This window comes from Pseudomonas sp. IT-P176 (assembly GCF_949767245.1).
Classification (GTDB): Bacteria; Pseudomonadota; Gammaproteobacteria; order Pseudomonadales; family Pseudomonadaceae; genus Aquipseudomonas.
This window is the reverse complement of sequence record NZ_CATKPN010000028.1, coordinates 107,050-131,041: the sequence shown is the minus strand read 5'-3', so window position 1 is coordinate 131,041 and position 23,992 is coordinate 107,050. Positions and strand designations below refer to the sequence as shown.

Below are 23,992 nucleotides of genomic sequence, written 5' to 3'. Positions count from 1 at the left end.
GATCATGACCATGACCTTGACCCTGAGCAAACCCAAGCCGCGGTTCAGTTCGCCGGCGCTGGAACGCAGCTTGCTGCTGTTCCCGCTGCCGGTGTTGCTGCTGATCTTCTACGTGCTGCCGTTTATCGGCGTGGTTGGCTGGAGTTTCTCGTTGCCGACACCGGGCCTGGACCAGTACGAACGCATCGCCACCGACCCGGCCATCCACGACATGCTCTGGCGCACCCTGCGCCTGTGCCTGACCGTCAGCGTCCTGGCCCTGGTGATCGGTTACCTGCTGGCTTACTGCTGGGTGTTCAGCCCGCCGTTCTGGCAGCGGGTGGTGGAGATCTGCATCTTCATCCCGTTCTGGATCTCGGTGCTGGTGCGGGCGTTTGGCTGGTTGATCGCCCTGCGCAGCAACGGAGTGCTCAACAATGGGCTGATGGGCATGGGCCTGATCGATCAACCGCTGCAACTGAGCCGCAACGAAATCGGGGTGGTGATCGGCATGCTCCACGTGATGATTCCGTATGCGGTGTTCCCGCTGCTGTCGAGCATGCGCCAGCTGGACCAGCGCATCCTCATGGCCTCCCGCGGCCTGGGCGCCGGGCCACTGCGCACCTTCTGGCAAGTGTTGCTGCCCCAGACCCTGGCGGGAGTGCTGGGTGCCTTCATCATGGTCTTCGTGTTCTGCCTGGGCTTCTTCATTACCCCGGTACTGCTGGGTGGCGGGCAGACGGTGATGATCGCCGAGTACGTGTTCCTGCAAATGTTCCAGACCAGTAACTGGGGCCTGGGAGCTGCCTTGAGCGTGGTGCTGCTGTTGTTGGTCAGCGCATTGATCTGGGTCCTGCTGAAAATGACCCGTGTGAACCGCCTGGTAGGCTGAGGTTATCTATGAACACCCATCGTACAAGCCTGAGTACCCGCCTGCTGGCCGTGACCGCCATGGCGTTCATGCTGTTCCCGCTGCTGACGGTGATACCGGTGTCGTTCACCAGCAAGCGCTTCCTGTCGATGCCCGAGGGCAACTGGTCGCTGCGCCATTACGAGGCGCTGGTGAGCAACCCGGACTGGTTCCATGCCATCAGCCAGAGCCTGACCATTGCCTTTGCCACCAGTATCATCGCGACCCTGCTGGCGGCCAGCTTCAGCCTCGGCATCTGGTACATGCGCTCGAAACTGGCCACCGCGCTGATCGGCCTGGTGCTGTTGCCCATGGCGATCCCGCCGGTGATTTCGGCGCTGGTGCTGTACTTCATGGAAACCAAGCTCGGCCGCTTCGCCCCGGGCATGGGCTACGACACCCTGACCGGGGTGGTGATCGCCCACGTGATCATGGTGGTGCCGTACGGGGTGGTGACCATGCTCGTGGCCCTCAGCCAGATCGACCGCCGGATTGAACTGGCGTCGCGCAACCTCGGCGCCAGCCTGATGCAGACCACCTTCATGGTGATCCTGCCGAACCTCAAACTGGGCTTGGCATCCACCGCCCTGCTCGGCTTTGCCCTGTCATGGGAAGAAGTGGCGGTGACCCTGTTCATCACCAGCGTCAACGTCGACACCCTGCCCAAACGCATCTGGAGCGGCTTGCGCGACAACGTCGACCCAAGCGTGGCCGCCATCTCGGTGCTGCTGATCAGCCTGACCCTATTGGTGCTGATTGGACGCCTGGTGGTCCAGCACCTGGTCGACAAACGAGCGCAAAGGCTTCAACACCCGTGACAACACCGCCCCGGTCCAATAGATTAGGCGGCCTGAAAAGGCCGTCGTGCTTTCTCGCCTCAATTCAAGTTTAAAGAAGTAGTGAAATTTCAATGCCAGATTCCAACACCGCTGAATCCGTAGTCACCTTGTCGTCCAAAGCGGAATACGAAAACTCCATCAATCTTTCACAACACGTGCCCCAGGCCAAAACCATCAGCGAGATGGTCCTGGACGCTTTCCACACCTCCAAGGAAAGCGACCAGATCCGCGAACTGCGCACGGCCATCCGCCAGGCCCACGATCGCTTCGACGACGACCAGGCCTACGAACTGATGGGCCAGCTCAAGCAGCTCAAGGACGCCGAGGCCGCCGACATCGCCGCCCTCGAAGACCTGAGCAGCAAGTTCCCGATCAGCCGCATCCTGTCCAGCTTCAAGGACGACCCAAGCTTCCAGGAGCTGGTCTACGGCTTGGCCCTGAAAGTCCTCAACCAGACCCACCAGGCCATCAGCAACCCAAGCGGCAGCAAGGGCAAGGCCGCCCGCGCGAAGAAAGAAGTCGAAGTGTTCAGCATCAGCAAGGACGGCCTCACCGTGACCCTGCCCCTGCGCACCCCACGCTCGAAACCCAGCGTCGATCGCCAAGCCTATGAATTCCTCGGCTTCACCTTCGTCGGCGAAGGCGACGAACTGGAACTGGAAAACGAAACCTTCCTCGACGCCAGCGGCACCGAACAACCGGCCACCCGCAAAGCCATCATCACCGCCCTGCAACAGCAGACCGCGTTTGCCGGCTACAGCATCGCGGCCCAGTAATCGCCGAGCAAAACCAGCCCAACAAAAAGCCCCGCACTTCTCACAAAGGCGGGGCTCCAGTTACAGCGGCAAACCTCAAGGCGCGTAAGTCAGCAACAACTCACTCGGCACCTTGAAATCCAACGACATCATCACGCTCAACGCAGTGATGGTGAAGATCGAGAACACAAACAGCTTGCGCGCCCACACCGTGTCATCCACCGCCTTGTAGCCGGTCCAGGCCATATACAACCAGTACATGCCCATGGCCGCCGCAACCGCGAGATAACTCATCCCCGCATAACCACTGAAGGTCAGCATCAAGGTCGCCACCAGGAACGCCAGGATGTAGAGCAGGATATGCCGCTTCGCCACCTGGATCCCACGCTTGACCGGCAACACCGGAATCGATGCCGCCAGGTAGTCGTTGAAACGGAAGATCGCGATCGCATAGGAGTGCGGCATCTGCCACAGGCTGAACATCACCAGCAGGGTCAGCGCAGCCATGTCGAAGCTGTTGCTCACAGCCACATAACCGATCACCGGCGGCATCGCCCCCGACAGACTGCCCACCAGCGTGCCGTGTACCGACTTGCGCTTGAGATACAGGCTGTAGAAGCCGACATAGATGACAAACCCGATCACCGCGAACAGCGCCGCCAACGGGTTGGCCACCTTGTACAGCAGGGCCACGCCAGCAACACCCAGGACAGTCGCGTAGACCAGTGCCAGTTTCAGGGAGATCAGGCCCTGCACCAGCACCCGGTTCTTGGTGCGCTCCATCTTCAGGTCGATGTCACGGTCGATGCAGTTGTTGAACACGCAACCCGAGGCCACCACCAGGGACGTGCCGATCATCGCGGCCAGGAAAATGGCCAGATCGACATGCCCCTTCGAGGCCAGGAAAAATCCGCCTGCCACAGAAAGCACGTTACCGAAAATGATCCCCGGTTTGGTGATTTGGATAAAGTGCTTAAAGGACATCCGGACTTACCTCACTTCGCCATCATGAAGGTGTGGATGCTGAACATGATCCACAGCGACAGACCCACCAGCAGGACAATTACCAGTGCGGCGAAGACAAACGCGATCACGTTGTTACGCTGAGCCTGCGAACGATCCAGGTGGAGGAAGTACACCAGGTGCACCAGCACCTGGATCACGGCGAATGCCAGGACGATCCACAAGGTGATCGACTTCGGCAGCGATGGGTACATCACCAGGCCGAAAGGAATCACCGTCAGGATTACCGAGAGGATGAAGCCGATGGCGTAGGACTTGACGCTGCCGTGACCGGCGTCGTCGTGGGAATGTGATGTGTTAGCCATTTACATAGTCCCCATCAGATAAACAACGGTGAATACGCAGATCCACACGACGTCCAGGAAGTGCCAGAACAGGCTCAGGCAGCTCAGACGGGTCTTGTTGGTCGCCGTCAGGCCGTTTTTCTGCACCTGGTACATCATGATCGCCATCCAGATCAGACCGCTGGTCACGTGCAGACCGTGGGTACCGACCAGGGTGAAGAACCCGGACAGGAAGCCGGAACGGCTAGGGCCGTAGCCTTCGGAGATCAGCAGGTGGAACTCGTTGATCTCCATGGCGATAAAGCCGGCGCCGAACATGAAGGTCATGGCCAACCAGCCCAGGACCTGGCTCTTCTTGCCCTTGAACAACGCCAGCATGGCGAAGCCGTAGGTGATCGAACTGAACAGCAGCAGAGCGGTTTCGCCCAGTACATACGGCAGTTCGAAGATGTCGTGGCCCGACGGGCCACCGGCGACGTTGTTTACCAGTACCGCGTATACCGCGAAGATCGACGCAAACAGGATGCAGTCGGTCATCAGGTAGAGCCAGAAGCCGTATACGGTCATCTCGCCCGAGTCGTGGTGATGGTCATCATGCCCATGTCCATCGACATGGGTGTGTCCAGCATTGGTCACTAAGTTCGACATGGTTTAAGCCTGTTCCAACGAGGTTTCAACACGGGTGGCGGTGGCTGGAACTTTCCCGGCCGCTACCAGACGCTTGTGCTGCTCGGCTTCGATGCGCTCGATCACGTCGACCGGCACCATATAGCCCTGATCATCACGCGCAGCGTGGATCACGAAGTACACCACGGTGCCGACCAGACCGAAGGCGGCCAGCCACCAGATGTGCCAGATCATCGCGAAACCGAACACTGTCAACAGTGCGCCCATGACCACACCGGTGGCGGTGTTGTTTGGCATGTGGATCGGTTCGTAACGGCTTGGCGCCTGGTATGCAGTACCGTTTTCCTTGGCTTCGGTGAACGGATCGATCACATCGGCTTTTGGCAGTACGGCGAAGTTGTAGAACGGTGGTGGCGAGGAGGTCGACCATTCCAGGGTGTGGGCATTCCACGGGTCACCGTGTTCGCACATGTTTTCTGGCTTGTTGCGATCACGCACGCTGACGTACAGCTGGATCAACTGGCAGGCGATGCCGACAGCGATCATCACGGCGCCGAACATGGCGACGTACAGGTACGGTACCCATTCCGGGTTGGTGGTGGCGTTCAGGCGACGGGTCATGCCCATGAAGCCCAGGACGTAGAGCGGCATGAATGCGACGAAGAAGCCGGTGATCCAGAACCAGAATGCAGCCTTGCCCCAGCCTTCGTGCAGCTTGAAGCCGAACGCTTTCGGGAAGTAGAAGCCAAAACCTGCGATGTAGCCGAACACGGCGCCGCCGATGATCACGTTGTGGAAGTGCGCGATCACAAACAGGCTGTTGTGCAGGACGAAGTCAGCACCCGGGATGGCCAGCAGTACGCCGGTCATGCCGCCGATGGCGAAGGTCACCATGAAGCCCAGGGTCCACAGCACTTGGCTGGTGAAACGCAGGCGGCCCTGGTAGATGGTGAACAGCCAGTTGAATAGCTTCACACCCGTGGGGATCGAAATCAGCATCGTCGCCAGGCCGAAGAAGGCGTTGACGCTGGCACCCGAACCCATGGTGAAGAAGTGGTGCAGCCAGACCATGAAGCCGAGGATCGAGATCGCGCCCGAAGCGTAGATCATCGAATGGTGGCCGAACAGTTTCTTGCCAGTGAAGGTCGAGATGACTTCGGAGAAGATCCCGAACGCCGGCAGAATCAGGATGTACACCTCGGGGTGACCCCAGGCCCAGAACAGGTTGACGTACATCATCGGATTGCCACCAAGTTCATTGGTGAAAATGTGGAAATCCATGTAACGGTCAAGCGTCAGCAGTGCCAGGGTAGCGGTCAGGATCGGGAACGAAGCGACGATCAGGACGTTGGCCCAGGTGCAGGTCCAGGTGAAGATCGGCATGTCCATCAGCTTCATGCCCGGGGTACGCATTTTCAGCACGGTAGCCAGGAAGTTGACCCCCGTCAGCGTCGTACCTAGCCCGGATAGCTGTAGCGCCCAGATGTAGTAATCCATCCCCACGCCCGGACTGTATTGCAGGCCCGACAGCGGCGGATAGGCAACCCAACCGGTCTTGGCGAATTCGCCAACGCCCAGGGACAGGTTGATCAGCACCACGCCGGAAACCAGTAACCAGAAGCTCAAGGAGTTCAGGAACGGGAAGGCAACGTCACGCGCGCCGATCTGCAGCGGCACTGCAAGGTTCATCAGGCCGGTGAAGAATGGCATCGCCATGAAGATGATCATGATCACACCGTGAGCGGTGAAGATCTGGTCATAGTGTTCAGGAGGCAGGTAGCCCGGCGAACCCTCGGTGGCCATGGCCAACTGGGTACGCATCATGATGGCGTCGGCAAAACCGCGCAGCAGCATGACCATGGCGACGATGATGTACATCACGCCAATTTTCTTGTGGTCGACCGAGGTCAACCACTCGGTCCACAGGTAGGTCCACTTCTTGAAGTAGGTGATTGCAGCGAACAGCGCCAGACCACCGAGCGCGATCATGGCGATGGTAATCATCACGATCGGTTCGTGGAACGGGACCGCTTCCCAACTTAATTTACCAAACATCGTTTACTCCTCTGCCCCGGCAGCTGAATGCGATTCCATGTCCGTAGCGGCCACTTCTTTCTCTTTCTTCTCGTGCTTGACCTTCGGACCCGGTTTCATCCCTTCGTACTTGTCGACGATGATCTGGAACAGGTTCGGCGTAACCGAGGAGTAGAGCTCGACTGGGTTGTTCTGGCTCTGCTTGGAAAGGGCTGCGTATTCAGCTTGTTCAAGCTGTTTAGGTGCCTTTTTGACTTCGCTTACCCAGGCGTCGAACTCTTCCTGGGTGGTGGCGATTGCCTTGAATTTCATACCGGTGAAACCAGCGCCGCTGTAGTTGGCGGAGATACCGTCCATTTCAGCGTTCTGGTTGGCGATCAGGTGCAGCTTGGTCTGCATGCCCGCCATCGCGTAGATCTGGCCGCCCAGGCCCGGGATGAAGAACGAGTTCATCACGGCGTCCGAGGTCACCTTGAAGTTGATTGGCGTGTGCGCCGGGAACACGATCTTGTTGACCGTGGCGATGCCTTGTTCCGGGTAGATGAACAGCCACTTCCAGTCCAGCGCGACCACTTCGATGGTCACAGGCTTGACGTCGGACTCCAGCGGACGGTACGGGTCCAGGGCGTGGGTCGATTTGTAGGTGACGTAACCCAGGGCAATGATGATCAGAACCGGGACAGCCCACACTGCGATTTCGATCTTGGTGGAGTGGTTCCACTTGGGCGTGTAGGTGGCGCTGGTGTTGGACGCACGGTACTTCCAGGCGAACAGGAAGGTCATGACGATGACCGGAACCACGACCAGGAGCATCAGCAGCGTTGCGGTGATGATCAGGTTTCGCTCGTCCAGGCCGACCTGGCCCTTGGGATCGAGCAAGGTCATGTTGCAGCCTCCCAGCAACAGCGTGCCGAGCAGCGGCAATAAGCCTAGTAGTCTGGGGTACCTGTTTTTACTCATCTCACGACCTCTAAAGCAGCTTGCGCAATGCAGTTGGGTTTCGATCGCCAACACTTCACCCTGCCAAGGGTTGGCATTTTTCTTGGATTGAATAAGGGCTTGCCCGTCACGCGTTAAACGCTGATTGACACATCCTGGGCCAGCGGTGAGTTCTTATTCGAATTCGTGGTCAAAGGCCTTGTTACAGACCAATTCCATTTGGTGCGGATAATTGGAAAGGCACCGACACCTGGGGTCGCACGAAGCTATCGAACCGCTCCTCGACCACCCTTCTCTGCTCAGGGGTGAGCAGTGCCGGAATTTCAGTGCGGCCGATTGTAGATATGTAACGTTTTATAAACCATGTCTCATCTCGAAATAATTTTTATCGGATACAGCAACAATCATTAACCAATCCTGTAAAGATTGTCGATTTTATCGCGATTCATTCTCAACAAGAACCCCAAAAATTGTAGGCCTACTGTGCGCAGTTCAGACAGCTTCCAGGCCCAAGCTCGGTCCGCCATGCTCGCCAAAGCCCCCTTTTCACAAGGCCTGTGGCGATTCGCCGAAGCCTGTTAAAACTGCCTGTCGCGGCATTCTTGCTGGCTTTTGGCCAAGACCGGCGCCGGGCAGATCTTTGTATCTTTTCATGCCAAAACACGAAGCTTGAAATGAGTTGCGACACTTGAGCTGTGACAACATGTCGCACACTCGCCGCACCCTCGATTGCCCCACATCACGAACTTTTTACTGGCGCGCTGAAACGTCAAACGCCCCGGCCTCTTTCGAGGACCAGGGCGTTTTTTGTGCAACGACGGTGGTTGAGGGTGTCGGCCTCAGTTCAGCTGTTTGCGGTTGCGCGAAACCAGCAGCGGCACCAGGACCACGGTCAGGACGAAGGCCACCAGGGCCCATTGCGCCAGCGACAGGCCAAGGATCGGCGGATAAGGCGTGGAGCAGAAACCGTCGACCTGGAAGCCCAGCGGGAAGATCTTCGCCAGTGGCAAGCCATCGACAATCGGCTGCAGCACATCAATACCGCAGCTCACCGATGGATAGAACTGGGTGTAGACGTGATGGGCCGCGGTGCCCGCCCCTGCCAGGGCAAAGATCACCACCAGGGTCTCGAACACCGTGATGCTGCGTCGGGTGCACATGGCCGCGCCGGCGAACGCACTGAGAGCGATCAGCAGCAATGCATAACGCTGCAGGATGCACAGTGGGCACGGGGCTTCGCCCAGCACGATCTGCATGTACAGCGCGCCTCCGATCAGCGCCAGGCAGATGATGCCCAACAACACCAGAAAGCGCCGCTCACGGCCCAGGCGCATCGAATCCTCGTTCATTCCCGTTTCCTTCGTCATAAATCAGGCTATGGCCGCCAGTTTACACGCCAGGCGTGCGTATGCAGCACGTGGCGTGGTGTCGGACCTTTCGCTGGGAATTAACGGTGGGGGGTATTAACAGCGGATTAACCCGTGGAATCTGTGTTGACGCGCATGACGCCATCGCGAGCAAGCTCGCACAGTGAATCTGTGGGACCAGGCCAGGCGGCGCTCCGCTTGCCCGGGATGGCGGTGGGTCAGGGGGCATAAATGTTGGCTATGCCGGCCTCATCGCGGGCAAGCCCGCTCCCACAAAGATACTCCAACGTAGGAAAGCAGGCCGGCCGGTAGGCCGCCTCGCCTGCCCTTGCCACTCAGGCCGACCGGCAGGTCGCCGTGCTTTTGCTCTTGATCCACCCGCCCCATCGGCAGGCTGAGCGAAGGTGTCCATCAGGGGGGAGGCGCGGAGCGCCGTGCGGCGAAGCCGCATACATCGAGAGGAGGTGCAGCGAAGCAAACCGGAGGCGATGCCCCCGGATGGATACCGTAGCGAAGGGACCCCGAGCCTTAGCGAGGGGCCGAACGCCTGGGGCAAAGACCTTTGGTTACTTTGGGGCGTTTGCCAAAGTGACCCGCCGTAAGGGCGGAACCATTAGCCGCCACAACCGCAGCAATGGATATACCTCAAATCCAAGATCAAAAGATCACAACCTTCAGCAGCTCCCACAGACCCTCAACACCATAGAATCTCCCACAATTGACCTTGCCTCGACTAAAGACTGGTGGAAGCGAGCCTGCCCGCGATAGGGGCGACTCGGTCTGACCAAATCGCCCCTTTGCCGTTACTCCAGCGCCGCAGCCGGCCCAAAGAACTCGTAACGGCTCTGGCTCTCCGGCACACCCAACGCCTTGAGGTGACGCTTGATCGCCGCCATGAAACCCTTGGGCCCCAGGAAGTAGGCATCCAAGTCCCGTTGCTCGGGCAACCAGTTGCCCAACTGCTCCTGGCTCAGCAACCCGACCTGGTCGGCCGCCGGGCTGATTCCGTCATCTTCGGCGTAGCAGTAGAAGCGCTTGAGTTGCGGATGACGCGCGGCCAGGCCGTCGATCCAGTCACGGAAGGCATGCACCCCGCCGTTGCGCGCGCAGTGGATAAAGTGCACCGGCCGCTCGGTTGCCAGGGCCGCTTCGAGCATGGCCAGGGTCGGGGTGATGCCCACCCCGCCGCTGATCAGCACTAGCGGCTTGTCGCTGGCCGTCAGGGTAAAGTCGCCAGCAGGCGGGAACAGTTCGATGCGGGCACCGACCTGGAACTGGTCATGCAGGTAATTCGAAGCGCGGCCGCCGGCTTCGCGCTTGACGCTGATGCGGTACTGGCCGTCGGTACCCAGGGACGACAGCGAGTAGTTGCGACGAATCTCTTCACCGTCCAGCAGCAGCTTCATGCCGATGTACTGGCCTGGCTCTGCGGCAAGGATCGGGCCCTTGTCCGCGGGTTCAAAGTAGAACGAGGTGATTTCCGCGCTCTCCTCGACCCGCTGGGCCAGGATGAACTCGCGCGCCCCGCGCCAACCGCCGACAGCTTCGGCTTTCTGGTCGTAGATCACGGCTTCGGCACCGATCAGGATCTCAGCCAGTTGGCCATAGGCCGCGCCCCAGGCATTCATCACTTCGGGCGTGGCGATCTCGTCACCGAGCACTTCACTGATGGCGCGCAACAGGCAGCTGCCAACAATCGGATAGTGCTCGGGAAGAATCTGCAGGGCCACATGCTTGTTGATGATCTTCGCCACCAGATCGCCCAACTGGTCGAGCTGGTCGATGTGCCGAGCGTACATCAGCACGCCATTGGCCAGGGCCCGGGGCTGGTCGCCGCTGGCTTGGTGCGCCTGGTTGAACAGCGGGCGCACTTGCGGGTATTCGCTGAGCATCATGCGGTAAAAGTGGGTGATCAGGGCTTCACCACCGCTTTCCAGCAGTGGCACAGTGGATTTGACGATGGCACGGTCTTGAGCGCTAAGCATAAGGGGATGAACTCCTGAACGACTGCTTTTAATGGATTACCCTTTGGGTATCAGTTTCCATGCCAAGTATTAAATCGTTATAAATCAATGATTTGATTAATATGTAGTCATAACGACCCTTGGGGTTTTATAGTCACCTCGACTACATGGAGTCAATATGACTGCAAAATCCCTGCTGACCACCCTGCTGCCGCTGGTCTCTGACCTGTCCCGCGAACTGCCCGAAGGTGAGCGCTACCGGCGCCTGCTGGAAGCCATGCGTGCCCTGCTGCCCTGCGATGCCGCCGCCCTGCTGCGCCTGGATGGCGAATGGCTGGTGCCGCTGGCGGTCGACGGCTTGAGTACCGACACCCTGGGTCGGCGCTTCAAGGTCAGCGAGCACCCGCGCTTCGAGGCGCTGCTCAGCAGCCCTGGCCCGACACGCTTTGCCGCCGACAGCAAGCTGCCGGACCCTTATGACGGCCTGGTCGATGGCCTCGACGAGCACCTGGAGGTCCACGACTGCATGGGCTGCCCGCTGTTTATCGATGAGCGGCCCTGGGGCTTGCTGACCCTGGATGCGCTGGACCCGGAACGCTTCGAACCCATCGAACTGGATGCCCTGCAGGCCTTCGCCAGCCTGGCAGCCGCCACGGTCAACGCCGCCGAGCGCATTGAGCGGCTGGCCAATCGGGTCGAAGACGAGCACCAGCGGGCCGAGGTCTATCGGCAGGCCAGCGGCCAGCAGGACCGCGAAATGATCGGCCAGAGCAAGGCGCACAAGCGCCTGGTGGAGGAGATCAAACTGGTGGGCGGCAGCGACCTGACGGTGCTGATCACCGGGGAAACCGGGGTCGGCAAGGAGCTGGTGGCCCAGGCAATTCACGCCGCATCAGCGCGGGCCCACAAGCCGATCATCAGCCTCAACTGCGCCGCCCTGCCCGATACCCTGGTGGAAAGCGAGCTGTTCGGCCATGTGCGCGGGGCCTTCACCGGTGCCACCAGTGACCGCCGCGGCAAATTTGAACTGGCCAATGGCGGCACCCTGTTTCTCGACGAAGTCGGCGAGTTGTCCCTGACAGTGCAGGCCAAGTTGCTGCGCGTCCTGCAAAGCGGCCAGCTGCAGCGCCTCGGATCGGACAAGGAGCATCAGGTCGACGTGCGCCTGATCGCCGCCACCAACCGCGACCTCGCCGAAGAAGTGCGCAGTGGCCGCTACCGCGCCGACTTCTATCATCGCCTGAGCGTGTATCCACTGCTGGTGCCGGCCCTGCGTGATCGCGGGCGCGATGTGCTGCTGCTCAGTGGCTATTTCCTCGAACAGAATCGCTCGCGCATGGGCCTCAACAGTCTGCGCCTGTCCAGCGATGCCCAGGCCGCGCTGCTGGCTTACAGCTGGCCGGGCAATGTCCGCGAACTGGAACACCTGATCGGCCGCAGTGCCTTGAAGGCGCTGGGCAATTCCCGCGAACGGCCGAAGATCCTCAGCCTCAGTGCGATCGACCTGGACTTGCCCCACGACACCCTTGAGATCAGCGCAGTGCCTGCGCCCGCCGCACCTGCGCCAGCATTGGAGATGAACGGCGACCTGCGCCAGGCCACCGAGCAGTACCAGCGCCAACTGATCAGCGCGTGCCTGGAGCGCCACCAGCACAACTGGGCCAGCGCCGCCCGCGAACTGGGCCTGGACCGGGCGAACCTGGGGCGAATGGCCAAGCGGCTGGGCATGAAATGATCGCCCCCAACGGTATTGCCAAGCCGAATGAACGTCCTGCGGCCGTTGACGCAGCCTCGCGGGCTCGGCAGCGGCGACAAAGGTCGTACCGGCCCTAAAGCCTGCCGCCGACAAGTCGATAACCCGTTATCAATAGTTGTCGGCGCTCCCGCGATCCTCCGCCACCTTTTCCACAGAAGGTTTTTATGTCCTCCACCAAAGCCCGCGCAGATTCACTTTCGCTTCTGCTGTTTACCTTGCGCAGTGGCAAGCTGATGGCGATCAACCTGCTGAAAGTCAGTGAAATCATCCCCTGCCCGCCGCTGACCCGGCTACCGGAGTCGCACCCCCACGTCAAAGGCATCGCCACCCTGCGCGGCAACTCGTTGTCGGTCATCGACCTGAGCCGCGCCATCGGCGAGCGGCCCCTGGCGGACCCGGACGGTGGCTGCCTGATCGTCACTGACGTCAGCCGCTCGAAACAGGGCCTGCACGTGCAGGCGGTGAGCAAGATCGTGCACTGCCTGACCTCCGATATTCGCCCGCCGCCGTATGGCTCGGGCGGCGGACGTTCGTACATCACTGGCGTGACCTCGGTCGATGGCACGCTGGTGCAGGTGCTGGACATCGAGAAGGTCATCCACGGCATTGCCCCGGAGCCGGTGCAAATGGCGCCCACCGAGTTGAGCATGGAAGATGCCGAGTTGCTGGGCAACGCGCGCATCCTGGTGGTCGACGACAGCCAGGTGGCGCTGCAACAGTCGGTACATACCCTGCGTCACCTCGGGCTGTTATGCCACACCGCCCGCAGTGCCAAGGAGGCCATCGACTGCCTGCTGGAACTGCAAGGCACCGCGCAGCAGATCAACCTGATTGTCTCGGACATCGAGATGTCGGAAATGGACGGCTACGCCTTCACCCGGACCCTGCGCGAAACCCCCGATTTTGCCCACCTCTACGTGCTGCTGCATACCTCCCTGGACAGCGCGATGAACAGTGAAAAAGCCCGACTGTCCGGAGCCAATGCGGTGCTGACCAAGTTCTCCTCGCCGGAGCTGACCCAATGCCTGATCGACGCCGCCAAAGCGGTGGCGCAGCAGGGTCATTGAGCCGTGGTCCAGGCTTACTGCCTGTTAATGCGCCGCGAACTGGCCGGCCCCCTCGCGCCCTGCGACTGGCCGGCGGGTATCAGCCTGACCAGCTACCAACCGACGATGGCCGAGGCGGTGCATCAGTTGCTAGAGGCCGGCTATCGCCAGGGCGGCGGTCAGGTCTCGGCCCTGGCTACCTGGCGCGAACGTTTTGAGCGCGACCCCGAATACGATCCGCAACTATGCTTCATCGCCTCCGACGCGCAGGGCCTGGTCGGCGTGATCCAGTGCTGGACCAGCGCCTACATCAAGCACCTGGTGGTGCATCCCCGCGCCCGGGGGCAGGGCTTGGGACGGGCGTTGCTGCTGCATGCCTTCAGCGTTTTCCAGCAGCGTCGCGAAGGGTTTGTCGATTTGAAGGTGCTGGAGGACAACCATCGGGCTCGGCAGTTGTATGACAGTTGCGGCATGCGCCTGGTGCGCCAGGAACCCGTGCCCGACTGAGAACGCCCCCCACAACTGCATCAGGCATACTCCCTATCCGACCTATCTGGAGTCCTGCCATGCGATCCCCTGCCCTGCTCTTCATCGCCCTGACCAGCCTCGCACTCCACGCCCAGGCCTCGAGCCCCGACGCCTGGGCCGCCTACGACAAGGCGGTACTCGCCAGTTGCACCAAGGCCAGCCAGTTGAGCCACGCCAAGCCGGTGGGTAATGCCGCGTTGTTCGATGATCGCGTCGGCTACAGCGCCTTGCTGCTTGAGGGCCAGTACCCGCAAAAGCACATGAAGGGACAGCGGGGCACGGAGCTGTGCCTCTACCACAAGAAAAGCAAGACCGCCCATGTCACAGAATGGGACTCGGTGCGCCCGGCCACCCAGGGTCAATGACTGGCGCACAACTTGCTTCGCACCAGGCCCCGGCGCTGTTTTTTTGTCATCGCTGACGCTTTCGGACTGTGAACGCCCCCATGAACACATCGTTTTCCTGCGTAGGCTGCGGCAAATGCTGCAATGACCACCATGTGCCCCTGACTCTCGCCGAAGCCCGCATGTGGGCAGCGGATGGCGGCGCAGTGATCGTGCTAGTCGAAGGGTTCCTGGACAACGGCCTGGGCCTGCCGGCCGTGCAGCGCGAACACGCCCGCCGCCGTTCAGTGGTGGTGCCCAGCGGTGACACCCACGCCTACGTGACGATTACCTTCGCCGCCTTCAATGCGGGCCGCTGCCGGAATCTTGACGAAGACAACCTGTGCCGGATCTATGAGCGTCGGCCGCTGGTGTGCCGGATCTACCCGATGGAGATCAACCCACACATCCCCCTGACACCGGGAGCCAAGGACTGCCCGCCCGAGTCATGGCAGCAGGGGCCTGAGTTGATCGTCGGCGGCCAATTGGTCGACCCGGCGCTGGCAAGCCTGATCGAAGATTCGCGCCAGGCCGATCGGGACGACATTCAAGCCAAGGAAGGGATTTGCACACGCCTGGGAATTTACACCGCAGCCCTCAAGGGCGACGGTTTTACCGCCTATTTGCCGGATATGGCCGCGTTTGCCGCCGCCATCGACCAGGTTCAGGCCGAACCGCAATTGGCTGCGGTCGGGCAATGGCAGTTTCATCTGTCGGAGGCAGCGCTGGCCGATCAGGTGCAGGCCGCCGGAGCGCGGGTGACGACTGCGCAGCCCCTGAATTACGCCTTTATCTCGTTGCAGGCGGCCTAGGCCGCAATGGCAGTGGCCTGATGACCACTGCGCAAGCTCAGCAAATCAGCGTTTGCCCATCGAGCGACGGGTACCTGGTGGCGCGGCGCCCGGAACCTTGGTGTGGCCATTCTTGGCGCCATTCTTGTACCACGGCTGATTGCCAGCCTTGGCGGCAGCCAGTGCACCTGGCTTGAACGGGAACTTGAAGGCCGGGATCGCGGCGTTGCTGTCGCTGTCGGCGCTGGAGTCGACGCTGTCTGGCAGGTCAGCCTGGTCGTCAGCCGCAGGCGCTTGTGTCGGGGAAGTCATGAATGCTCCGGGTGTAGCGTTGAGTCGCGCCCGGATGATGGGTCGCGAAAAGCCGGCAGTATAGCGGGAAGAGCCGGCAGTATAGCGGGAAGAGCCGCGGCAAGCTGCAAGCTTCAAGCGCCAAGCTGTCCGCCCTGTCAGTTAGCCGTCACCCTGCTGACCGGATCGTGGGGCTATAACGGAGGCATACTGGCTACCTATCCGACCCACCGGCCCCGGCGATTGACCTGATGCCCAGCAAAAAAACCACGCTCCTGCTTGTCGCTACCCTCGTCGTGCTTGTCGCCGCCGGGGCCTGGACCCTGCTCCGGCCAGCTTCGAGCAAACTCGCCGCGTCGACGGCGGTGCCGGTGCGGGTGGTCAGCGTCGCGCAGCGCGATGTACCGCGATATGTCAGCGGCATCGGCTCGGTGTTGTCGTTGCACAGCGTGGTCATTCGCCCGCAGATCGACGGCATCCTCACCCGCCTGCTGGTCAAGGAAGGCCAACGGGTCAAAGCCGGCGACCTACTGGCCACCATCGACGATCGCTCGATCCGCGCCAGCCTCGATCAGGCCCGCGCGCAACAGGGCGAAAGCCAGGCCCAGTTGCAGGTGGCCCAGGTCAATCTGCAGCGCTACAAGCTGCTGAGCGCCGATGACGGGGTGTCGAAACAGACCTACGACCAGCAGCAGGCCCTGGTCAATCAGTTGAAAGCCACCCTGCTGGGCAACCAGGCCACCATCGACGCGGCGCAGGTGCAACTCTCCTACACCCAGATACGTTCACCGGTGACCGGGCGGGTCGGGATTCGCACCGTGGATGAAGGCAACTTCCTGCGCATGAGCGATACCCAAGGGTTGTTCTCAGTGACCCAGATCGACCCGATCGCCGTCGAGTTCTCCCTGCCACAGCAGATGCTGCCGACCTTGCAAGGCCTGATCGGCGCGACGCCCGCAGCCGCGGTCGACGCCTACCTGGGAGCCGATACCGACGGCCAGACCGGCAACTTGCTCGGGGAAGGCCACCTGACGCTGATCGATAACCAGATCAACGCCAACACCGGCACCATTCGCGCCAAGGCCGAATTCAACAACCCCGGGCAAAAGCTCTGGCCCGGGCAACTGGTGACGATCAAGATCCAGACCGCGCTGGACAAGGCGGCCCTGGTGGTACCGCCGACGGTGGTCCAGCGCGGCCTGGACCAGCACTTTGTGTACCGGGTGACGGATGGCAAGGTCGAATCGGTGCCGGTGCAGATGGTCTATCAGAACAGCGACCTGAACATCATCAAGGGCGTGCAGGCCGGTGACGTCCTGGTCAGCGATGGCCAGTCGCGACTCAAGCCGGGGAGTCGCGTGCAGATCCTCGACGAACCACCGGAACTGACCCAGGCCACCGTTTCGGAGCAGCAGCCATGACGGCCCGCAGGGGGATCAGCGCCTGGTGCATCGATCACCCGGTGGCCACCGTCCTGTTGACCTTCGCCTTGGTGCTGCTGGGCCTGATCGCCTTCCCGCGATTGCCGATTGCGCCCCTGCCGGAAGCCGAGTTCCCGACCATCCAGGTCAACGCCCTGCTGCCCGGCGCCAGCCCGGACACCATGGCCTCGTCGGTGGCCACGCCCCTGGAGGTGCAATTCAGCGCCATCCCCGGCATGACCCAGATGACTTCCAGCAGTGCCCTGGGTTCGACCAACCTGACCTTGCAGTTCACCCTCGACAAGAGCATCGACACCGCCGCCCAGGAAGTCCAGGCCGCGATCAACACCGCTGCGGGCAAACTGCCCAAGGACATGCCGACCCTGCCAACCTGGCGCAAGGTCAACCCGGCCGACAGCCCGGTGCTGATCCTCAGCGTCAGTTCGACACAAATGCCCGGCACCGAACTCAGCGACTACGCCGAAACCCTGCTCGGGCGCCAACTGAGCCAGGTCGACGGCGTCGGCCAGGTCAACATCACCGGCCAGCAGCGCCCGGCCATCCGGGTCCAGGCCTCGGCCGACAAGCTCGCCGCCATCGGCCTGACCCTGGCCGACATTCGCCTGGCCATCCAGCAAACCAGCCTCAACCTGGCCAAGGGCGCGCTGTATGGCGAGTCGAGCATTTCCACCCTGGCGACCAACGACCAACTGTTCCACCCCGAGGAATACGGCGAACTGATCGTCTCCTACAAAGACGGCGCACCGGTGCACCTGCGCGATGTCGCCCGGGTGGTCAACGGCGCGGAGGACGCTTACGTGCAGGCCTGGTCCGGCACGCAGCCGGGGGTCAACCTGGTAATTTTCCGTCAGCCGGGGGCCAATATCGTCGAGACCGTCGACCGTATCCAGGCCGCGTTGCCCAGCCTGCAGGCGATGCTGCCGGCGTCGGTCGAGGTCAAGGTGCTGATCGACCGTACCCAGACCATCCGCGCCTCGCTGCACGAGGTAGAACTGACGCTGTTGATCGCGGTGTTGCTGGTGGTGGCCGTGATGGCGCTGTTCCTGCGCCAGCTGTCGGCGACGCTGATCGTCTCCAGCGTGCTCGCGGTGTCGTTGATCGCCAGTTTTGCCCTGATGTATGTGATGGGCTTCAGCCTCAACAACCTGACCCTGGTGGCGATCGTGATTTCGGTCGGCTTCGTGGTCGACGATGCGATTGTGGTGGTGGAGAACATTCACCGCCACCTGGAGGCCGGCGACGACCAACGCGTGGCGGCGATCAAGGGCGCCAGCGAGATCGGCTTCACCGTGGTCTCGATCAGCTTCTCGCTGGTGGCCGCGTTCATTCCGTTGCTGTTCATGGGCGGGGTGGTCGGGCGCCTGTTCAAGGAGTTTGCCTTGACGGCCACCTCGACCATCCTGATTTCGGTGGTGGTGTCCCTGACCCTGGCGCCCACGCTGGCAGCGCTGTTCATGCGTGCCCCCAAACATGACGCCCACGCCAAGCCTGGCTTTGGTGAGTACCTGCTGGCGCTCTATGAAAAAGGACTGCGTCGCGCCCTGGCCCACCAAAAGTTGATGCTCGGGGTCTTCGGTTTGACCCTGAGCATGGCCGTCGCCGGTTATGTGTTTATCCCCAAGGGCTTCTTTCCTATTCAGGACACCGGCTTCATCTTCGGCACTACAGAAGCCGCCGCCGACATCTCCTACAACGACATGGTGAAAAAACACCTGGCAATGGCCAAGATCGTCGCCGCCGACCCGGCCGTGGAGGTGTTCTCCCACTCAGTGGGCGTCTCGGGCAGCAACCAGACCATCGCCAACGGCCGCTTCTGGATCACCCTCAAACCTCGGAGCGAGCGCGATGTGTCGGCCAGTGAGTTCATCGACCGGATTCGCCCACAGCTGATGAACGTCCCCGGCATCGTCCTCTACCTGCGGGCTGGTCAGGATATCAACCTCAGTTCCGGCCCCAGCCGGGCACAGTATCAGTACGTACTCAAGAGCAACGACGGCCCGACGTTGAACCTATGGACCCAGCGCCTGACGGACAAGCTACGCGGCATCCCGGCTTTCCGCGACATATCCAACGACCTGCAACTGGGCGGCAGCATTACCCACATCACCATCGACAGGGCGGCGGCCGCGCGTTTCGGGCTGACCGCCAGTGATGTCGACGAAGCACTCTACGACGCCTTCGGCCAGCGCCAGGTCAATGAGTTCCAGACCCAGATCAACCAGTACAACGTGATCCTCGAACTGGACACCCGGCAACGGGGCAAGGCCGAAAGCCTGGCGTATTTCTACCTGCGCTCGCCCCTGAGCGGCGAGATGGTGCCGCTGTCGGCGCTGGCCCGCTTCGACGCACCGACCATCGGCCCGCTGTCCATCGCCCACGACGGCATGTTCCCCGCCGCCAACCTGTCGTTCAACCTGGCGCCTGGTGTGGCCCTGGGCGATGCGGTGATCCTGCTCAACCAGGCGAAAGCCGAAATCGGCATGCCGACCTCGGTCAACGGCAACTTCCAGGGCGCAGCCCAGGCATTCCAGAGTTCGCTGGCCAGCCAGCCCTGGTTGATCCTGGCGGCGCTGGTGGCGGTGTACATCATTCTCGGGGTGCTCTACGAGAGTTTCGTGCACCCGTTGACGATCATCTCGACCCTGCCCTCGGCAGGCCTCGGCGCCGTGATCATGTTGTGGCTGCTGGGCCAGGACTTCTCGATCATGGCGCTGATCGGCCTGGTGTTGCTGATCGGCATCGTCAAGAAAAACGGCATCCTGATGATCGACTTCGCCCTCGATGCCCAGCGCAAGGGTGGGCTTACGCCCGAGGACGCGATCTACCAGGCCTGTATCACGCGCTTTCGGCCAATCATCATGACCACCCTCGCCGCCTTGCTGGGCGCCCTGCCGCTGATGCTGGGCCACGGCCCCGGTGCCGAATTGCGCCAGCCATTGGGGATTGCCGTGGTCGGCGGCTTGCTGGTGAGTCAGGCGCTGACGCTGTTTACCACGCCCGTCATATACTTGTGGCTTGAACGGCTGTTTCATCGGCCTACACCAGCACCTGCGCTGGCGACTACACACTGAGGCGGGTCATGCGTGTCCTGATCGTTGAAGACGAAGAAAAAACCGCAGACTACCTGTATCGCGGCCTGACGGAACAAGGCTACACCGTGGACGTCGCCCCCGATGGCATCGAAGGCTTGCACCTGGCGCTGGAAAGCGACTATGCGGTGATTGTCCTCGACGTGATGCTGCCGGGGCTGGATGGCTACGGCGTGCTGCGGGCCTTGCGGGCGCGCAAACAGACGCCGGTGATCATGCTCACCGCCCGCGAGCGGGTCGAGGACCGGATCCGCGGCCTGCGCGAGGGTGCCGACGATTACCTGGGCAAGCCCTTCTCGTTCCTCGAACTGGTGGCCCGCCTGCAGGCCTTGACCCGCCGCAGTGGCGGGCATGAACCGGTGCAGGTGAGCGTGGCCGACCTGTGGATAGATCTGCTCAGCCGCAAGGCCACCCGCGCCGGTACCCGTCTGGACCTGACGGCCAAGGAATTCTCGTTGCTCAGCGTGCTGGCCCGGCGCCAAGGTGAAATCCTCTCGAAAACCTCGATTGCCGAAATGGTCTGGGACATCAATTTCGACAGCGATGCCAATGTCGTTGAAGTGGCAATCAAGCGCCTGCGGGCGAAAATCGACGGCCCGTTCGACGAGAAACTGCTGCACACCATCCGTGGCATGGGCTATGTGCTGGAGAGCCGTCGTGCCTCGTAACTCGATCGCCCTGCGCCTGAGCGCGATGTTCACCCTGGTGGCCGCGCTGGTGTTCCTGGTGATCGGCTGGGCCTTGTACCAGCAGGTCGACAAGGCTCTGGGCCTATTGCCGGAAGCGGAGCTGGATGCGCGCTACAGAGTGCTCGAATCCACGGTGGGCAGTCATGGCACCCCGGAACATTGGGTCAAGATCAACAACAAACTCAATCTGCTGGGCGAAGGTGACAAGTGCATCAGTTTCTGGATCATCAGCGGCGATAGCCGTTACGAATACGGCGCTATCACCCCACAGATCCGCGCCTTCGCCGCAGGCCCGCTGGGCATGCGCGACCTGCAGTTACCAGAGCAGCCCTACCCACTGAAAGTGCTGGTCAGCCAGTTCCCGGCCAAGGATCAGCGCCCGCCGTTGCGCTTCATGATCGGCATCGACACGCAGACTTTTTATGAAACCCAGCATCACCTGCTGATCGCCCTGATCAGCCTGGCGATCATAGGTGTACTGCTGGCCTCCGCATTGAGTTACTGGGTCGCGCGAATTGGCCTCAAGCCATTGATCAAGTTATCCCAGGAAGCGCAACGTCTGGCCCCACCGCTGCTGTCGGCGCGCTTGCAACTGTCGCCCTTGCCGCCGGAACTCGATCAGTTTGTCACCTCGTTCAACTCGACCCTAGAGCGGGTCGAACAGGCCTATACCCGCCTGGAATCGTTCAACGCCGACGTCGCTCACGAACTGCGTTCACCGCTGACCAACCTGATCGGCCAGACCCAGGTAGCCCTGACGCGCGGACGCTCGGCGGAACACTACTTCGAAGTGCTGCAATCGAACCTGGAAGAGCTCGAGCGGTTACGCTCGATCATCAACGACATGCTGTTCCTGGCCAGCGCCGACCAGGGCAGCAAGGCCACCAAACTCACCAGCACCTCGTTGGCCGATGAAGTGGCGACCACCCTGGATTACCTGGACTTCATCCTCGAGGATGCCCAGGTCCAGGTCCGGGTCAGCGGTGACGCCCAGGTGCGGATTGAAATCGCCCACCTGCGCCGGGCCTTGATCAACCTGCTGAACAACGCGGTACAACACACCGCGCCCGGACAGGTGATCGAGGTGCGGATCGACGCCGAACACCATCAGGTTCGCCTTGGAGTGACCAACCCCGGCGAGCCGATTGCCAGCGAACACCTGCCGCGCCTGTTCGAGCGTTTCTACCGGGTCGACGCCTCGCGCAGCAACAGTGGCGCCAACCACGGCCTGGGGCTGGCCATCGTCAAGGCAATTGCGCTGATGCACGGCGGCGATGTGTTTGTGCGCAGTGACGAAGGGGTCAATACCTTCGGTATCTACCTGCCCATCTAATGGCATCCGCAGGCTGGGCGCGGCACCAACTATTGCTGTTCCCGCAACAGTCCTTTCTGTAATCCGCTCTGTTTCCTTTTACCCGCGCCCCTTATCTTTGCCCGCACCAAACAGCACTTGCCAAGCAAGAAGGTTTTTCAGATGTCCAACAGTATGGGTATTGCCAGCGCTTTCGTTTTGTCGTCCTTGTTCCTCTCGCCATTGGCCATGGCCGAAGAGTCGCCAGCCTTTATCGCGCAGAATGCCGCGCGTGCAGCCGCCTTCGACAAGGCCCAGAACGAACTGACCGCCAAGGCGCAAAACCCTGAGCACGCCCCGCAAGCAGCGACTGTCCAGGCTCAGCCGCAGGTTGAGAAAGACAGCTGATTGATCGGCGTTTCGAGTTTCCCTCGACACTTTACTCGGCTCTTTCCCAAGTGAAGTTGTCTTAAAAGCCGCTGCTATCAGCGGCTTTTTTTTATTGTGTTTTTGCCCCGCGCGCGCACGTCCCCCTTAATAAGAAACACCGGATTTCAAACAATGACCCTACAGGTCATTGCGCCAAGGAGCTGTACCCCACGTGAGTATCACCGTCAAACTGTGCCCTCTGTTCATTGCAATCGCCGCAACGATCCCCACCGCCGCCCAGGCCACCGAAAACTCCCCGCACGAAGGTTTTGTCGAGGGTTCCAGCCTCAACCTCAGTGCCCGCAACTACTACATGAACCGCAATCGCCTGCAGCAGGCTGATGACAACATCGAGTGGGGCCAGGGTTTTCTCGGACAATTCGAGTCGGGTTACACCCAGGGGCCACTGGGTTTTGGCCTGGACGCCAATGCCATGCTCGGGCTGAAACTCGATGGCGGGGGCGGCACCGACGGCTCCAGCATCCTGCCGACCGGCGATGGCAACGGCAAAGCCCCGGGGTCGTTTTCCACCAGCGGCGCGACCCTGAAAATGCGCGCCATGGACACGGAGCTCAAGGCCGGTGACCTGTTCCTCAATAACCCGGTGATCGCCGGCGGCATGAGCCGCATGCTCCCGCAGACTTTTCGCGGCGTCAGCCTGAGCAACCACAGCTTCGACGGCTGGCTGCTCGAAGGTGGCCAGGCCAGTTTCACCAAGCCGTACAACCAGAGCGGGCACCAGCGCATCGGCACTGCCTACGGGACCTTGGCCGAGGGTGACGAAAGCCGCCACCTGAACTGGGCCGGCGTGGCCTGGAGCGCGGTGCCAGGGCTTAGCAGCAGCCTGTACGCCTCCGAGCTCAAGGACGTGTGGAACCAGTACTACTACGACCTCGACTACAACTACTCGCTGAGCGAGCACGTCGGCCTGAACCCGGGCCTGCACTACTATCACACCCAGGACAGTGGCGAGGCGCTGCTGGGGGCGATCGACAACAACACCTACAGCCTGCATTTGACCCTCGGTGTCGGTAATCACAGCGTCACGGCGGCGTACCAGCGGGTGAACGGTAATACCCCGTTTGACTACATCGCCCAGGGCGACAGCGTCTACCTCGACAACTCGCAGCAATACTCGGACTTCAACGGCCCCAACGAGCGTTCGTGGAAGCTCAAGTACGCCTATGATTTTGCCGCTGTGGGCATGCCCGGCCTGACCTCGGCCCTGTCCTATTCGCGCGGCACCCTCGACTTGCGCAAAGTCGATCCGCACAGCCCCGGCTATGGCGCGTGGTACAACGCGGACGGCCAGCACGCCAAACACTGGGAGCGCGATCTCGACCTGCAGTACGTGGTCCAGGACGGCACGGCGAAAAACCTCGCCGTGCGCCTGCAATGGGCAACCAACCGGGGTGGCAACGGCTATGGCGCACTGGACAACGACACCGATGAGTACCGGGTGATCCTCGACTACCCGCTGAACGTTTTCTAAGGCGCGCCTGCGCATACCTATGGGAATGAGCCGGGCGGCCCTCC

22 protein-coding genes are annotated in these 23,992 nt (G+C 61.4%); 14 read left to right on the top strand and 8 right to left on the bottom strand.

Going from position 1 to position 23,992, the window contains the following annotated elements; all coding sequences use genetic code 11:
* Positions 1-4: 4 nt before the first annotated feature.
* The 3 genes from ACM6IP_RS03060 (at position 5) to ACM6IP_RS03050 (ending at position 2,504) form a co-directional block, all read left to right on the top strand.
* Complete coding sequence (locus tag ACM6IP_RS03060; protein WP_414860927.1) at positions 5-871, top strand: ABC transporter permease; 867 nt, start codon at positions 5-7, stop codon at positions 869-871.
* A gap of 8 nt (positions 872-879) precedes the next feature.
* Positions 880-1,707, top strand: a complete 828-nt coding sequence (locus ACM6IP_RS03055; RefSeq protein ID WP_159997861.1) for an ABC transporter permease — start codon at positions 880-882, stop codon at positions 1,705-1,707.
* A 92-nt stretch (positions 1,708-1,799) separates the two neighbouring features.
* Positions 1,800-2,504, top strand: coding sequence for a hypothetical protein (locus ACM6IP_RS03050; RefSeq protein WP_095168911.1), 705 nt, complete (start codon positions 1,800-1,802; stop codon positions 2,502-2,504).
* A 75-nt stretch (positions 2,505-2,579) separates the two neighbouring features.
* Here the strand turns inward: ACM6IP_RS03050 and cyoE are convergent, their stop codons facing one another.
* From cyoE to hmpA, 7 genes are all read right to left on the bottom strand, one after another.
* Positions 2,580-3,467, bottom strand: coding sequence for a heme o synthase (gene cyoE / locus ACM6IP_RS03045; RefSeq protein ID WP_095168912.1), 888 nt, complete (start codon positions 3,465-3,467; stop codon positions 2,580-2,582).
* Between the two features lie 11 nt (positions 3,468-3,478).
* Positions 3,479-3,811, bottom strand: a complete 333-nt coding sequence (cyoD, locus tag ACM6IP_RS03040) for a cytochrome o ubiquinol oxidase subunit IV (RefSeq protein WP_095168913.1) — start codon at positions 3,809-3,811, stop codon at positions 3,479-3,481.
* On the bottom strand, positions 3,812-4,438 hold the full coding sequence (locus tag ACM6IP_RS03035) for a cytochrome o ubiquinol oxidase subunit III (protein WP_095168914.1): 627 nt from the start codon (positions 4,436-4,438) through the stop codon (positions 3,812-3,814).
* Positions 4,439-4,441: 3 nt separating this feature from the next.
* The gene (cyoB, locus tag ACM6IP_RS03030; RefSeq protein ID WP_095168915.1) at positions 4,442-6,472 is read right to left on the bottom strand and encodes a cytochrome o ubiquinol oxidase subunit I; all 2,031 of its coding nucleotides are present in this window, start codon (positions 6,470-6,472) and stop codon (positions 4,442-4,444) included.
* 3 nt (positions 6,473-6,475) lie between these two features.
* Positions 6,476-7,411 (bottom strand): ubiquinol oxidase subunit II, encoded by a 936-nt coding sequence (gene cyoA / locus ACM6IP_RS03025; RefSeq protein ID WP_095168916.1) that lies wholly within the window; start codon positions 7,409-7,411, stop codon positions 6,476-6,478.
* 818 nt (positions 7,412-8,229) lie between these two features.
* Positions 8,230-8,739, bottom strand: coding sequence for a disulfide bond formation protein B (locus tag ACM6IP_RS03020; protein ID WP_414860926.1), 510 nt, complete (start codon positions 8,737-8,739; stop codon positions 8,230-8,232).
* A gap of 821 nt (positions 8,740-9,560) precedes the next feature.
* Positions 9,561-10,742 (bottom strand): NO-inducible flavohemoprotein, encoded by a 1,182-nt coding sequence (hmpA, locus tag ACM6IP_RS03015; RefSeq protein ID WP_414860925.1) that lies wholly within the window; start codon positions 10,740-10,742, stop codon positions 9,561-9,563.
* Positions 10,743-10,899: 157 nt separating this feature from the next.
* Here hmpA and norR point away from each other — a divergent pair, with 157 nt between their 5' ends.
* The 5 genes from norR (at position 10,900) to ACM6IP_RS02990 (ending at position 15,246) form a co-directional block, all read left to right on the top strand.
* Entirely contained in the window at positions 10,900-12,456 is a 1,557-nt protein-coding gene (gene norR / locus ACM6IP_RS03010; protein ID WP_414860924.1) for a nitric oxide reductase transcriptional regulator NorR, read from the top strand.
* A gap of 185 nt (positions 12,457-12,641) precedes the next feature.
* Positions 12,642-13,544, top strand: a complete 903-nt coding sequence (locus tag ACM6IP_RS03005) for a chemotaxis protein CheV (RefSeq protein WP_095168920.1) — start codon at positions 12,642-12,644, stop codon at positions 13,542-13,544.
* 27 nt (positions 13,545-13,571) lie between these two features.
* Positions 13,572-14,030 (top strand): GNAT family N-acetyltransferase, encoded by a 459-nt coding sequence (locus ACM6IP_RS03000; RefSeq protein WP_414860923.1) that lies wholly within the window; start codon positions 13,572-13,574, stop codon positions 14,028-14,030.
* A 59-nt stretch (positions 14,031-14,089) separates the two neighbouring features.
* Positions 14,090-14,416 (top strand): hypothetical protein, encoded by a 327-nt coding sequence (locus tag ACM6IP_RS02995; protein ID WP_159997869.1) that lies wholly within the window; start codon positions 14,090-14,092, stop codon positions 14,414-14,416.
* A gap of 80 nt (positions 14,417-14,496) precedes the next feature.
* The gene (locus ACM6IP_RS02990) at positions 14,497-15,246 is read left to right on the top strand and encodes a YkgJ family cysteine cluster protein (protein WP_414860922.1); all 750 of its coding nucleotides are present in this window, start codon (positions 14,497-14,499) and stop codon (positions 15,244-15,246) included.
* A 45-nt stretch (positions 15,247-15,291) separates the two neighbouring features.
* Here the strand turns inward: ACM6IP_RS02990 and ACM6IP_RS02985 are convergent, their stop codons facing one another.
* Positions 15,292-15,537 carry a hypothetical protein gene (locus ACM6IP_RS02985; RefSeq protein ID WP_095168924.1) on the bottom strand — a complete coding sequence of 82 codons (246 nt, stop codon included), beginning with the start codon at positions 15,535-15,537 and terminating at the stop codon, positions 15,292-15,294.
* Positions 15,538-15,767: 230 nt separating this feature from the next.
* Between ACM6IP_RS02985 and ACM6IP_RS02980 the strand changes: the two genes are divergently transcribed.
* The 6 genes from ACM6IP_RS02980 to ACM6IP_RS02955 all read left to right on the top strand — a co-directional run bounded on the left by ACM6IP_RS02980 (position 15,768) and on the right by ACM6IP_RS02955 (position 23,948).
* A complete protein-coding gene (locus tag ACM6IP_RS02980; protein ID WP_414860921.1) occupies positions 15,768-16,937 on the top strand; it encodes an efflux RND transporter periplasmic adaptor subunit in 1,170 nt (389 codons plus the stop codon).
* Positions 16,934-20,029, top strand: a complete 3,096-nt coding sequence (locus ACM6IP_RS02975; protein WP_414860920.1) for a multidrug efflux RND transporter permease subunit — start codon at positions 16,934-16,936, stop codon at positions 20,027-20,029. The genes ACM6IP_RS02980 and ACM6IP_RS02975 overlap by 4 nt, the downstream gene beginning before the upstream one ends.
* Before the next feature lie 8 nt (positions 20,030-20,037).
* Positions 20,038-20,715 carry a heavy metal response regulator transcription factor gene (locus ACM6IP_RS02970; protein WP_414860919.1) on the top strand — a complete coding sequence of 226 codons (678 nt, stop codon included), beginning with the start codon at positions 20,038-20,040 and terminating at the stop codon, positions 20,713-20,715.
* Entirely contained in the window at positions 20,705-22,069 is a 1,365-nt protein-coding gene (locus ACM6IP_RS02965; RefSeq protein ID WP_095168928.1) for a heavy metal sensor histidine kinase, read from the top strand. Before ACM6IP_RS02970 ends, ACM6IP_RS02965 begins: the two co-directional genes overlap by 11 nt.
* A gap of 141 nt (positions 22,070-22,210) precedes the next feature.
* Positions 22,211-22,435: a hypothetical protein gene (locus tag ACM6IP_RS02960; RefSeq protein WP_095168929.1), complete on the top strand. Its 225-nt coding sequence runs from the start codon at positions 22,211-22,213 to the stop codon at positions 22,433-22,435.
* Between the two features lie 193 nt (positions 22,436-22,628).
* Positions 22,629-23,948 (top strand): OprD family porin, encoded by a 1,320-nt coding sequence (locus ACM6IP_RS02955; RefSeq protein WP_414860918.1) that lies wholly within the window; start codon positions 22,629-22,631, stop codon positions 23,946-23,948.
* Positions 23,949-23,992: the final 44 nt, after the last annotated feature.

Excerpts from the sequence above, each read along its gene's own strand:
- ACM6IP_RS03060 (WP_414860927.1), top strand. The coding sequence starts at position 5 with ATGACCATGACCTTGACCCTGAGCAAACCCAAGCCGCGGTTCAGTTCG.
- ACM6IP_RS03055 (WP_159997861.1), top strand. The coding sequence starts at position 880 with ATGAACACCCATCGTACAAGCCTGAGTACCCGCCTGCTGGCCGTGACC.
- ACM6IP_RS03050 (WP_095168911.1), top strand. The coding sequence starts at position 1,800 with ATGCCAGATTCCAACACCGCTGAATCCGTAGTCACCTTGTCGTCCAAA.
- cyoE (WP_095168912.1), bottom strand. The coding sequence starts at position 3,467 with ATGTCCTTTAAGCACTTTATCCAAATCACCAAACCGGGGATCATTTTC.
- cyoD (WP_095168913.1), bottom strand. The coding sequence starts at position 3,811 with ATGGCTAACACATCACATTCCCACGACGACGCCGGTCACGGCAGCGTC.
- ACM6IP_RS03035 (WP_095168914.1), bottom strand. The coding sequence starts at position 4,438 with ATGTCGAACTTAGTGACCAATGCTGGACACACCCATGTCGATGGACAT.
- cyoB (WP_095168915.1), bottom strand. The coding sequence starts at position 6,472 with ATGTTTGGTAAATTAAGTTGGGAAGCGGTCCCGTTCCACGAACCGATC.
- cyoA (WP_095168916.1), bottom strand. The coding sequence starts at position 7,411 with ATGAGTAAAAACAGGTACCCCAGACTACTAGGCTTATTGCCGCTGCTC.
- ACM6IP_RS03020 (WP_414860926.1), bottom strand. The coding sequence starts at position 8,739 with ATGAACGAGGATTCGATGCGCCTGGGCCGTGAGCGGCGCTTTCTGGTG.
- hmpA (WP_414860925.1), bottom strand. The coding sequence starts at position 10,742 with ATGCTTAGCGCTCAAGACCGTGCCATCGTCAAATCCACTGTGCCACTG.
- norR (WP_414860924.1), top strand. The coding sequence starts at position 10,900 with ATGACTGCAAAATCCCTGCTGACCACCCTGCTGCCGCTGGTCTCTGAC.
- ACM6IP_RS03005 (WP_095168920.1), top strand. The coding sequence starts at position 12,642 with ATGTCCTCCACCAAAGCCCGCGCAGATTCACTTTCGCTTCTGCTGTTT.
- ACM6IP_RS03000 (WP_414860923.1), top strand. The coding sequence starts at position 13,572 with ATGCGCCGCGAACTGGCCGGCCCCCTCGCGCCCTGCGACTGGCCGGCG.
- ACM6IP_RS02995 (WP_159997869.1), top strand. The coding sequence starts at position 14,090 with ATGCGATCCCCTGCCCTGCTCTTCATCGCCCTGACCAGCCTCGCACTC.
- ACM6IP_RS02990 (WP_414860922.1), top strand. The coding sequence starts at position 14,497 with ATGAACACATCGTTTTCCTGCGTAGGCTGCGGCAAATGCTGCAATGAC.
- ACM6IP_RS02985 (WP_095168924.1), bottom strand. The coding sequence starts at position 15,537 with ATGACTTCCCCGACACAAGCGCCTGCGGCTGACGACCAGGCTGACCTG.
- ACM6IP_RS02980 (WP_414860921.1), top strand. The coding sequence starts at position 15,768 with ATGCCCAGCAAAAAAACCACGCTCCTGCTTGTCGCTACCCTCGTCGTG.
- ACM6IP_RS02975 (WP_414860920.1), top strand. The coding sequence starts at position 16,934 with ATGACGGCCCGCAGGGGGATCAGCGCCTGGTGCATCGATCACCCGGTG.
- ACM6IP_RS02970 (WP_414860919.1), top strand. The coding sequence starts at position 20,038 with ATGCGTGTCCTGATCGTTGAAGACGAAGAAAAAACCGCAGACTACCTG.
- ACM6IP_RS02960 (WP_095168929.1), top strand. The coding sequence starts at position 22,211 with ATGTCCAACAGTATGGGTATTGCCAGCGCTTTCGTTTTGTCGTCCTTG.